Below are 11,352 nucleotides of genomic sequence, written 5' to 3'. Positions count from 1 at the left end.
AAGCACAAGAGGAATGACAACATTTCTAGGAGGTAGAGTTAATGCAGTGTCCAAATTGTGGTAGAAACGTAAGAAGTAAAAATCAATGTGCCTATTGTGGGCATGTCTTCAATAAACAAGAAGTAGCAGAATTAAAAGAAGAAACACGTAATGAAGACGTAGTACAAGAAACACCGCGTCGTTCTAGTGGAGGATTCAGTCGTGTGTTATGGGGAATTATTAAATTAGTTCTTGCCGTAGCTATTGTTTTCTTAGCCTTTTTATATGGCCCACGAATTATTAATCAAGTTGTAGATTATTTCCAGACGTCTGATACAGAAGTTGTTCAAAATACACCTGAAGAACCTGTAACGGAAGCGCCTGTTACTGAGGAATCTGAAGGGGAAGAACCTTCTGAAGATACACAAGATTCTGAATCAGAAACAGAAGATTCAGCTGCAACAAGTGAAACTGAAGAATCAACGGAGTCACCTGAATCAGAAGAAAGTAACGCTGACGGTCAATTATCTATTGTGAATCAAGAAGTAAACTTAGATGAATACCCATTAACGAATGTCGCACTTGAATTCAATGAGTCATTAGATAATGTGGATAGTACAACATTTAACTTTACTATTGATGCTAATGGAGAGACAGTAGAACTAGAAGATGATTATTCATTAGTTAAAGATGGCCAAATACTAACAATCAGCTTTAACGATCCTTCTGTAGCAGTACTTTCTACAGATGCTCAAGAACAAGTCCTTAACGTTGAATCTGAATCATTAGGTGTAAGTGAAAGTATTTCCTATGAGGTACCGACAACTTCATTAGATACAGAACAAGCTGAATTCTTTAACTCAACGATTACAGATAACTTAACTTCTATTGGTGATGTATCAGCAGTTGTTTACCCGCAAGATGCTGAAGTGCCATATGTTTATGATGACCAAAGCGTTGAAGCAGACGCATTAATTTCATGGTTTGTCTTAGGCTTTACATTCAATGCGATTGAAGACGGTGAATTAACACTTGAAGATCCAGTCGTAGTGTCATCTGATTTAGTAGCTGAAAATGACGAAGGAATCGTAGCCACTGCTGAAGAAGGTACAGAATTTACCATTCAAGAATTATTATCAGCAGTCGTTGAAGCAAATGACGTGTCAGCGATGAATCATTTAATTCAAGAAACAGGTGGACCAAACGCCTTTAACTTATGGTTAAATGAATCAAATTACTTCTCAACACGAGTAACACAAATGTTAACAATGCAAGAATCAGGGCAAGTGACTGGTGCAGTAACAAGCGCACAAGATATTGCTCAATTACTTAATAAATTAGCAAACAATGAATTAGTATCAGAAGAAGCAGATGCAACAATTAAAGAATTGTTATTAAACACGCCAGTGACAACAAAATATCCTGAAGGTCAAATTGCTGGATATCAAACGCGTTATGAAATTGCATCAGCAGATACAAACACTGCACAACAAAACTATGCAGGAATTGTTGAATTAGAAGACACTTACTATATTACTGTCATTCTAACTTCTAACTTCACGAGTGCTGAAGAGGTTGTCCCAGCCATTTCAACTTCTATTTCTGACATTGTGACTTACTTTGAAACTGGGCAAACACCAGAAGAAGTAGCCGAAGAAGAAGCGGCTGCTCAAGCAGAGGAAGAAGCGGAAGCACAAGCCCAAGCAGAAGCAGAGTCATTAGCTGCTGAAGAAGCGGCTCAATCTCAAGTGAATGTTGTTGATGAATCGTCACCAGAAACAGGTACAGTAGGAGAAGATGGAAGAACTTACTCAAATCAATATGTTGATAACATCGGATCTTACGTGAACTTACCTGAAGAAACAGTTTATGACGAAACAACTGGAGAAACTAGACCAGCTGAATGGTTCTTCGATGAATCAGACGGAAGATACTATTACCGTTAATTAAATACTAAAAACCGCCTAGGTATTATCTGATATAGATAACGCCTAGGCGGTTTTGTATTGTTATCAAGTCTTAAGAATCTTGTTTACGGTTTGGAAGGGTTCGGTTCACAGCAATGGCAACACCCGTTCCAAACACTGTATCTAAAATCCGGCTAATACTATAAACAAGCCAAGTGTCTTCAGGTGTACCTAAGTATACAACTAAAAATGTTGCCGTCGAATTAATAACACTTTGCTTATTACCAAATAAAGTGCAAAAATTAAGCACTAATAGGACTCCTAAACCTCCAGAAACTGAAGTATAAATATCATTATTCAGTATAGGAAAATTCCGTCTTAAAAAAATTAAAGTTGTAGCAATTAACACGCCAATGGTGTTACCAAAGATACGGTATTTTGCATATTTATAAGTGTCTGTCATATTCTCACGTATGGCAAACACTGCTGATAGAGCGGCCAAAGTTGCATGTCCTAAATTAAAGACTGAGTATACGATAATAATTAAAGAAACTGAGACAGCACTTTTTCTTGCTCGCCAACCGAGCGACAATCTATCTTTAAATGATTTGTTCTCTTCCATCAATGAATCCTTTCGATTTTTTCTAAACCTAATAGTATCAAATATTATAAATTTGTCTATAAATCATTTGGATATATCACGTATAGGGTGTATAATACAATTAAAAATACACGTAAAGGGTGATATTATGAATCCAGCATTAATTCAAATCGTAGTTCAGGTTATTCGTGAAAAGTATATGAGTGAGAAAGCATTTTACACTGAAAAACTAGGTATCTCCCCACAAAGTTGGGATCGTTGGAAGAAAGGTGAACAAGGTCTTAAATACGATAATGTTCAAATTTTATCGACATTATTCACAGATTATGAATGGATGCTTGTGCAAAAGGTTGTAAGAACCACAGAAATCATGCCAGAAGTTGTGAACAATCCAGTCAAAGAGTATAATTTCTTAAAATACCAAATCGCCAAAAAATGGGTTAATAATGGGATTGCACGCTTAGAATGGCATCAGAGTGATGAGAACACGGAAGAAAGTGTAAGAAAATCAAACATGGTTATTCTACAATTGATTGTTGATTATAATTTATGGGGTTATAATGATATTATTGAATTGAGATTACCGGGAATTATTCGCCAACAAATTGGACATGACGAGGTAAAACTTTTACAATGGTTTGTGGATGAAAGTGAGAAGTTACAAGAAAGCGAATAAAAGTGAGGCATTATGGCCAAAAAGAAGAAGAGAAAATTATTTAAATTTAAAAAACGTCCCACTCGACGTAAAAAACGCAAAACAAATTACAAACAAGCATGGAATCGATTTAAAACCGATTTTCTACAAAAGATTGGGATATTATCTATCTTTTTTGTAATTTTTACTTTATTAAGTGGGATAGTTATTTATCGATGGGTTGATACGGCAAACCAAAGGCACGGTGAATTGATGCAACGTGAAGTTGATTATGAACAACGAATCGGCTTTATCGAATCGATTGTACCAATTTCACAAAGACTTCAAAGACAATATGGTGTCTTAGCCAGTGTTTCAATGGCTCAAGCAGCTTTAGAAAGTGATTTTGGCCGGAGTCAGCTTGGGGCAGAGTATAATAATCTTTACGGTGTCAAAACGGACGCCACTGATCCAGATGGCGTAGATTTTCAAACGTTAGAATATTTTGATGATGAATGGGTTGAAATTACCGACCGATTTAAAGTTTATCCGAGTTGGGAAGCTTCGATGGAAGGCCATGCCATTCTAATCAATGAGGGTACCTCTTGGGACCCAACGTTTTATCAAGCGGTTCTCAACGGTGATAACTATGTAGAACAAGCCAATGGATTACAAGAATCCGGGTACGCAACTGATCCTACTTATGCCGACAAGATTATCGAAATGATTGAAACTTATGAATTGAATCAATATGATCAACCAATCTAATTAGAAAAATACTAATTTATCAGTGCTAGAAATTGTGTGATGTGTTATTATTATAGGTGCATTTAAATATACAATATTGAAGGGAGTAGACAGGATGGCGCAAAGACATTATCCAGGTGAGACATTAGGAATTATTGGCTCATCAATTTCTGCAGCTGTCTTGGCTCAAGCAGCAGGTAAATTAGGTTACCGAGTTGCTAGTTTGGTAACATCTGAGAATAATCCAGTGAGACAATTTGCGACGTGGCAAACAGTTACCGAATCATATAATGAGCAAGTCTTAAATTATTTTAGTGAACGGGTAGATGTCGTAACGGTTGAAATGGGTATTCTATCGAATAGAGAATTTCAATTATTGGCAGCACAAACGGATTTAACTTTATCAGAGGATTTAATTGCCATTACGACAGACCGACTGATCGAGAAGGCCTATTTAGATTCTAACAAGTGTTTGGTTGCGCCATTCTCTATGGTTACTAATTTAACAGATTTAAAAGAAGCAGTTGAATATATTGGATTCCCGTGTATTTTAAAATCAACTCAACGGCATGTTGATAATGCGAATGAGCATATTATCTTGTATGGTGAAGAGGATTATGATGAAGCAAGTGCAAAACTAGAAGCGACCACATGTATTTTAGAGGCATGGATTCCAACTGAGAAAAAAGCCAGCGTGACAGTTATTCGTAACGAACGTGGTGAAATTTTAATTTATCCTATATTTGAAGTGCGTGAACAAGGAGATCTGCTTGGAAGACAAGTGCGTTTCCCAGCACAAATATCTAAACCGGTAGAACTTGAGATGAACCGTTTAGCGCAATTATTAGCGGAATTATTAAATTTAGTTGGTTCATTGACGTTGAAGATGTTAATCACTTCAGCAGGAGTTGTTTATATAAACGAAGCAAGTATCGGTTTATCGGATGAAGCTATGTTTACGATTGGATCTATGAGTATTTCTCATTATGAGGCAGCAGCGAGAGCTATTTTAGGCTTGCCTTTACCAACATTGCATCTTAAGAGTAGAGCAGCGATTGCTTTACCGGCAACCGTCTTGAATGAAGAGAATCTCTTAACACAACTTATGTTAAGAACAGATTGGGGCTTTGCTTTGTTTAATCCAATAAATAATGACTCTAAACGTTTGATTGGACAAGTCATTGTAACAGGAGATTCATTATCAGAGTGTGAACGCCAAATACAAATTACAGAATTAACTGAATAGAAAATTAAATGTCCTTCTTGAGCCATAAACTCAAGGAGGTATTTTTTTAATGAAAGCGATAAAAATATTAGATTGTTTGTGACAAAGTTGAGTCCTATCAGTCACAGAAAAATCATCAAATGTTTGTTAGGACTATACACTGATTTTTGATATAATCTACTATGTATGATTTTTTAGAGTGAACAACCTACTAGATAAATTGGAGGTCATAATATGTCATCGTTAATCGAAAGTATTAACCGATTGAATAATAAACAACAAGAAGCTGTATATACAACCGATGGGCCAGTACTAATTGCTGCTGGAGCTGGGAGTGGAAAGACCAGCGTATTAACCCATCGGATTGCTTATTTATTAGAAGAGAAAAAAATAAAACCTTGGAATGTGTTGGCGATTACCTTTACAAATAAAGCAGCCAATGAGATGAAAGAACGTGTTGAGAAACTAGTTGGACCTGAAGCATCATCAATTTGGGTATCCACTTTTCACTCGATGTGTGCACGTATTTTACGTCGAGAAGCCACTCAAATTGGATATACACAAAACTTTTCGATTATTGACCAAGGTGAGCAACAAACATTAATGAAACGCGTGCTAAAAGAATTAAATCTTGATAGCAAACGATTCAACTACAAAGAAATGCTTTGGGTGATTGATGCAGCAAAAAACGAAGGGCAAATGCCTGATGCTTTTGCAGCTGAGAACACTGATTACTTAGGCAATATTCAATCGAATGTCTACAAGTTATATCAACAAAAACTAAAAACAAGTAATGCGATGGACTTTAATGATTTAATATTATTAACTGTTAAACTACTTCAAGAAAATGAAGATGTCCGTCTGTTCTATCAAAATAAATTTCAATATATTCACGTCGATGAGTACCAGGATACGAATGAGACTCAGTACTTATTGGTGAAGACATTAGCGGATTTACTGAAAAACATTTGTGTTGTTGGGGATGCTGATCAAAGTATTTATGGTTGGCGTGGAGCAAATATGGAAAATATTATGAACTTTGAGAAAGATTATCCAGATGCCAAAGTGATTTTATTAGAGCAAAATTACCGTTCAACTCAATCGATACTAAATGCAGCCAACAGCGTAATTGAAAAAAATATCAACCGTAAAGACAAAAAACTTTGGAGTGACAAAGCACAGGGGAATAAGGTTAAATTCTACTTAGCGGAATCTGACTCAGAAGAAGCAAGATATGTTATTCAACAAATCTTTGAAACGAAAGAGGATCAAAAACGTTCGAATAGTGAATACGCCATTCTTTACCGTACGCAAGCTCAATCACGTAACTTAGAGGACCAATTGTTAAAAGCTAACTTACCGTATAAGATTGTTGGAGGCTTGAAATTCTACTCACGTAAAGAAATTCAAGATACGTTAGCGTACTTAAGACTGATTGATAATTTAGCGGATAACTTAAGCTTTAACCGTATTGTTAATGTGCCAAAACGAGGAATCGGACCTACAAGTATTGCTAAATTAGCTGAATTTGCTGAAAGTTTAAACTTAGGTTGGTTTGAAGCTATTGACCAACTAGGAAATTCAAATTTATCTGCAAGTTTACAAACTAAATTTGTTCGCTTCAGTGATATGATCAAACGCTTAAGACAACAGGCAGAATACTTAACTTTAAGTGAATTAGTCGCAGAAGTTTGGGAACAATCAGATTACAAGCAAAGTCTTCAAGAAGAAGGGACTTTAGAGGCAACGAATCGTCTAGAAAACTTAGACGAGTTCGCGTCAGTTACAAAAGAGTTTGACCAAATGGACTTGGAAGATATTATCGAAACCGACCCTGACTTTGCTGATGAAGAAGATGGAGCAACAGAAGAACCACTTGATACACAGGCTCCAAGAATTCGTTTAACTTTATTCTTAACAGAATTATCACTTGTTTCAGATACGTCGGAAGAAGAAACCGTAGACCAAATTACCTTAATGACGATGCATGCAGCTAAAGGACTAGAATTCCCTTACGTATTCATTGTTGGTATGGAAGAAGGCTTATTCCCATTAAGTCGTGCGTCAGAAAGCGATGATGAGTTAGAGGAAGAGAGACGACTCGCATATGTTGGAATGACACGTGCCGAAGAGCAACTATACCTAACAGCAGCTAGAAGCCGACTATTATATGGTAGATATCAACATAATGCCCCAAGTCGATTCGTATCTGAGATAGACCAAAGTTTGATTGAGCATGTCGGTCAATCTTTCCAAACGGTCATCCGTTCTCAAAATACCAGACAGCAAGGGCGAAAACGATCAAGCCAAGCGGCTAGAAATGTTCTATTAAGTCAGCGTCCAAAAGGCGGTTCAACTGGAGCATTGAAGAAAAAAGTCACAAACAATTCAGATACAAATTATACAGTTGGTGATAAAGTAGATCACCGTACTTGGGGAGTTGGAACTGTCGTTAATGTTAAAGGTTCTGGAAGTAATGCTTTACTAAGTATTGCCTTCGATTCACAAGGCATTAAAGAATTACTAGCATCCTTTGCTCCAATAAGCAAAGTGGAGTAGAGAGTGAATGTTTTTACTGATAGAAACAGTAAAGAATGATATACTTGACGAAGAAATGAAGACTGCTATTAACGTAAATGGCTTTTTAGGAGTGATGGTATAAATGGTTCAATCGAAAGATTTAGAACAGGCAAAAGAAAGACTCGAGCAGCTAAAAAGTGAGCTGAATCATCACGCATATAATTATTATGTGCTAGACAAACCAAATATCACGGATGCAGAATACGACCAAATGTATAATGAACTGGAAAACCTTGAAAAAGCACATCCAGAATGGATTACATCTGATTCTCCGACTCAAAGAATTGGGGACCAATTATTAGAAGGTTTTACGAAAGTTGAACACGCCGAAGCAATGTATAGTTTGGGGAATGCCTTCAACGAGGAAGAAGTTGGAGCATTTATTCAACGCGTACAAAACCAAACCGAGCAAGAAGTTGAATTTATGGTCGAATGCAAAATCGACGGTTTAGCGATTGCTTTAACATATGAAAATGGCGCCTTCGTTAGAGGTGCAACTCGTGGAGATGGAACGGTTGGAGAAGATATTACGACAAACCTTCGCACCATTCGTTCATTACCACTGAAGTTGAAAGAGCCCGTATCCGTTGAAGTACGTGGTGAGGCTTATATGCCAAAAGATGTGTTTAAGCAACTGAATGACGAACGCGAAGAAACAGGTGAAGTACCATTCGCCAATCCACGTAATGCTGCCGCTGGTGGGTTAAGACAAATTGATCCAAAAGCCGTATCAAAACGTCGATTGAATATGTTCTTATATAGTGCTTTATACAATGATGATTTTGATGTAGAGTCACAAGCAGAATTATTCGAGCAATTACAATTTTTAGGATTTAGAACAAACCCATTACGAAAATTATGCAAAAATCAAACTGAAGTGATGGATTTTATTCATCAAATTGAAGAAGAACGCCATGATTTACCATATGAAATTGATGGTATCGTTATTAAAGTCAATGACGTTGCCCTACAGCAACAACTTGGTTATACCGTCAAAGCCCCAAGATGGGCGATCGCTTATAAATTCAAAGCAGATATAGCGGAAACTAAACTGAATGAAGTTGAGTGGACAGTGGGAAGAACGGGCGTTGTTACACCAACGGCCGTGATGGACCCGGTTCAATTAGCTGGTTCGACTGTTCAAAGAGCTTCCTTACATAATGTGGATTTAATCGAAGCTTTAGACGTTCGCATTGGAGATACCGTAGAGATTCATAAGGCAGGAGATATTATCCCAGAAATCGTGAGTGTTGTTATGAGTCAACGCCCAGAAGACTCGCAACCATTACCGATACCAACTACGTGTCCACGCTGTGACGCTGAATTAGTACGGTTGAATGAAGAAGTTGCCCTAAGATGTGTGAATCCTTTATGTCCAGCGCAGAAGTTAGCGAAGATGATTCATTTCAGTTCAAGAAATGCGATGAACATTACTGGTTTAGGTGATAAGATTATGGAACACTTAATCAATCAAGCATTGGTTTCGGATCCAAGTGACTTATACACATTAGAGCAAGAAGATTTCTTAACACTTCCAAATACAAAAGAAAAATCCGCAACAAAATATCAAGATGCGATTGAAGAATCAAAGAGTAACTCTTTAGAAAGATTACTCTTTGGTTTAGGTATCCGCCATGTCGGATCAAAAGCTGCTCGTTTAATTTCTGAAAAATTCAGAAAGATTGAAGCGATTCAGCAAGCATCGACGGAAGATATTGAGACCATTGATGGCATCGGACCCATGATTAGTCAAGCGATTGTTGAATATTTTGACATGGAAGAATCGAACGAACTGATTCAAAGATTACAAGAAGCGGGAGTCAACACAGACTACTTAGGTGTTGTGCCTGAGGAGATTGATCTGAAGGATAACTTCTTTGCAAATCAAACCGTTGTCCTTACAGGTTCGATGGAAACTTTAACGCGTGGGGAAGCCAAAAAAAGATTGGAAAACCTCGGAGCGAAAGTGACTGGAAGTGTATCAAAAAATACAAATTACTTAGTTGCTGGTGAATCAGCCGGAAGTAAATTGACAAAAGCACAAGACCTTGGAATTGCAATCATGGACGAAGAAACTTTTCTAGAAAAATTAAAAGAGAGCGAGTAATTACATGAATAAAAAGATAAGAATGAATGTATCTATACTACTTGCTTGCTTAATGCTAGCAGGAGGCGTGACGCAAGTAAGGTCCCAAGCACAAGAGGATGAGCCAACTAATCCAGATGAAGTAACGGTTCAAACGACGACCAATCAATTATCAAGCGATTTTTATCGTGCAGTAATAATCGATGGTCAATACCAAATTGGTGCATCAGCGAGCTCAAACAATAATTTAAGTTCTGCAGCGAATATTCGTGCATTTGAGGAAGGATTACTTCGCATAAGTAAACAAGTCTTTCCAACTGAACAGTATTTTATGCAAGAAGGGCAAATTATAGATGAAGCAACGATGACGAGTTGGTTAGCAAGAGAGTCAGCAACCAATCCAGAAGGCTTGAATCCAGCCTTACCGGAAGGAGATGCAGAAACTCAATCAAGTTTAGAGGAATCACTGGCCTCAGATGAATCCGTTGATCCAGCTGATGACCCAGAAGATGTTACAGAAGAAGGCGCAGAAGAGAACGAGCAAATCGTGACAAATGTGCAATCAACTCCGATTTATTTATCCCAAGTAGCTGAGAAAAACTTAATGGTAGAGACTGAAGAAGGCTTTGCTTTAGGTGGAATTGTTCTTGGTCTTGCGATGAATAGTACTTATGAATATACTGATGCTGATGGCGTAATCCACGAACAAGAAATCTCAGTGGGTGAAATGCGTGAACGTGGTAGACAATTCGCAAATATCATTGTCGGGCGTCTAAGAAACACAGAAGAATTACGTTCAGTTCCAATCGTCGTTGGTATTTACCGAGCAGCTCCAAGCGATGAAGTTGTCGGTGGAACGTATGTATTAGATGGTATTTCTCGAGAAGGAAACTCTGTGACTGACTGGACAGAAAACAATGAATATCGTATTGCGTTACCAATCATCGAAGCGAGCGACCAAAGCGATCAATACGCATATTTTGATAATTTTAATAATGAAATTATTAATTTCTTCCCTAATTTAAATGGTATCTCTGGAGAGGCTTTATACATTGACGGAGGATTGGCTTCCTTAAATGTAGAAATTGTTTCACAGTTCTATAAACAAACAGAAATTACAGCGTTGACTCAACATATTACCGATGTCTCGCAAAGAACTTTACCTGAAGGGGTAGCCATTGAAATTAAAGTCATATCTGACGCTGGCGTAGAAGCCTACGTAGGCCGACCAGCAGGGGCGACACAATATCAAAGTCATATTTTCAAAAAATAAACTGATAAGGAAGGATGAATTGAATGTTAAGTCAAGATCAAATCAAACACGTCGCTAAGTTATCAAAACTTAGTTATACAGACGATGAATTAGATAACTTTGTCCCAGAATTTGGACGTATTATCGATATGGTTGAACAGTTACAAGAAGTAGATACTGAGGGAGTTAAACCAACGTATCACGGTAATCAATTAATCAATGTATTACGTGAAGACAAAGCCATTGAACGCAATAAAACAGAAGCACTACTTAAAAACGCACCATTATCTGAAGGTGGTTTTATTCAAGTACCAGCCATCTTAGAAAGTGGGGAAGTTTAA

General features: G+C 37.4%; 9 protein-coding genes. 8 read left to right on the top strand and 1 reads right to left on the bottom strand.

The window, feature by feature from the left end:
- Positions 1-41 precede the first annotated feature (41 nt).
- Positions 42-1,925, top strand: coding sequence for a serine hydrolase (locus tag FEZ33_RS05120; protein WP_138404331.1), 1,884 nt, complete (start codon positions 42-44; stop codon positions 1,923-1,925).
- 73 nt (positions 1,926-1,998) lie between these two features.
- Here the strand turns inward: FEZ33_RS05120 and FEZ33_RS05115 are convergent, their stop codons facing one another.
- Positions 1,999-2,508 carry an FUSC family protein gene (locus FEZ33_RS05115; RefSeq protein ID WP_138404330.1) on the bottom strand — a complete coding sequence of 170 codons (510 nt, stop codon included), beginning with the start codon at positions 2,506-2,508 and terminating at the stop codon, positions 1,999-2,001.
- Positions 2,509-2,635: 127 nt separating this feature from the next.
- Between FEZ33_RS05115 and FEZ33_RS05110 the strand changes: the two genes are divergently transcribed.
- From FEZ33_RS05110 to gatC, 7 genes are all read left to right on the top strand, one after another.
- Positions 2,636-3,163, top strand: coding sequence for a hypothetical protein (locus FEZ33_RS05110; RefSeq protein WP_138404329.1), 528 nt, complete (start codon positions 2,636-2,638; stop codon positions 3,161-3,163).
- Positions 3,164-3,175: 12 nt separating this feature from the next.
- A complete protein-coding gene (locus FEZ33_RS05105) occupies positions 3,176-3,889 on the top strand; it encodes a glycoside hydrolase family 73 protein (protein ID WP_138404328.1) in 714 nt (237 codons plus the stop codon).
- A 94-nt stretch (positions 3,890-3,983) separates the two neighbouring features.
- Entirely contained in the window at positions 3,984-5,114 is a 1,131-nt protein-coding gene (locus FEZ33_RS05100; protein ID WP_138404327.1) for an ATP-grasp domain-containing protein, read from the top strand.
- Positions 5,115-5,327: 213 nt separating this feature from the next.
- Positions 5,328-7,652: a DNA helicase PcrA gene (gene pcrA, locus FEZ33_RS05095; protein ID WP_138404326.1), complete on the top strand. Its 2,325-nt coding sequence runs from the start codon at positions 5,328-5,330 to the stop codon at positions 7,650-7,652.
- 103 nt (positions 7,653-7,755) lie between these two features.
- The gene (ligA, locus tag FEZ33_RS05090) at positions 7,756-9,780 is read left to right on the top strand and encodes an NAD-dependent DNA ligase LigA (protein ID WP_138404325.1); all 2,025 of its coding nucleotides are present in this window, start codon (positions 7,756-7,758) and stop codon (positions 9,778-9,780) included.
- Between the two features lie 4 nt (positions 9,781-9,784).
- The gene (locus tag FEZ33_RS05085) at positions 9,785-11,032 is read left to right on the top strand and encodes a CamS family sex pheromone protein (protein ID WP_138404324.1); all 1,248 of its coding nucleotides are present in this window, start codon (positions 9,785-9,787) and stop codon (positions 11,030-11,032) included.
- Between the two features lie 23 nt (positions 11,033-11,055).
- Positions 11,056-11,352, top strand: a complete 297-nt coding sequence (gene gatC, locus FEZ33_RS05080; protein ID WP_138404323.1) for an Asp-tRNA(Asn)/Glu-tRNA(Gln) amidotransferase subunit GatC — start codon at positions 11,056-11,058, stop codon at positions 11,350-11,352.

The organism is Ruoffia tabacinasalis, assembly GCF_005864045.1.
Lineage (GTDB): Bacteria > Bacillota > Bacilli > Lactobacillales > Aerococcaceae > Ruoffia > Ruoffia tabacinasalis.
This window is presented reverse-complemented; position numbering and strand designations above follow the sequence as displayed.

Coding starts and splice junctions, on each gene's coding strand:
- pcrA (WP_138404326.1), top strand. CDS start 5,328: ATGTCATCGTTAATCGAAAGTATTAACCGATTGAATAATAAACAACAA.
- ligA (WP_138404325.1), top strand. CDS start 7,756: ATGGTTCAATCGAAAGATTTAGAACAGGCAAAAGAAAGACTCGAGCAG.
- FEZ33_RS05120 (WP_138404331.1), top strand. CDS start 42: ATGCAGTGTCCAAATTGTGGTAGAAACGTAAGAAGTAAAAATCAATGT.
- FEZ33_RS05085 (WP_138404324.1), top strand. CDS start 9,785: ATGAATAAAAAGATAAGAATGAATGTATCTATACTACTTGCTTGCTTA.
- FEZ33_RS05100 (WP_138404327.1), top strand. CDS start 3,984: ATGGCGCAAAGACATTATCCAGGTGAGACATTAGGAATTATTGGCTCA.
- FEZ33_RS05110 (WP_138404329.1), top strand. CDS start 2,636: ATGAATCCAGCATTAATTCAAATCGTAGTTCAGGTTATTCGTGAAAAG.
- gatC (WP_138404323.1), top strand. CDS start 11,056: ATGTTAAGTCAAGATCAAATCAAACACGTCGCTAAGTTATCAAAACTT.
- FEZ33_RS05115 (WP_138404330.1), bottom strand. CDS start 2,508: ATGGAAGAGAACAAATCATTTAAAGATAGATTGTCGCTCGGTTGGCGA.
- FEZ33_RS05105 (WP_138404328.1), top strand. CDS start 3,176: ATGGCCAAAAAGAAGAAGAGAAAATTATTTAAATTTAAAAAACGTCCC.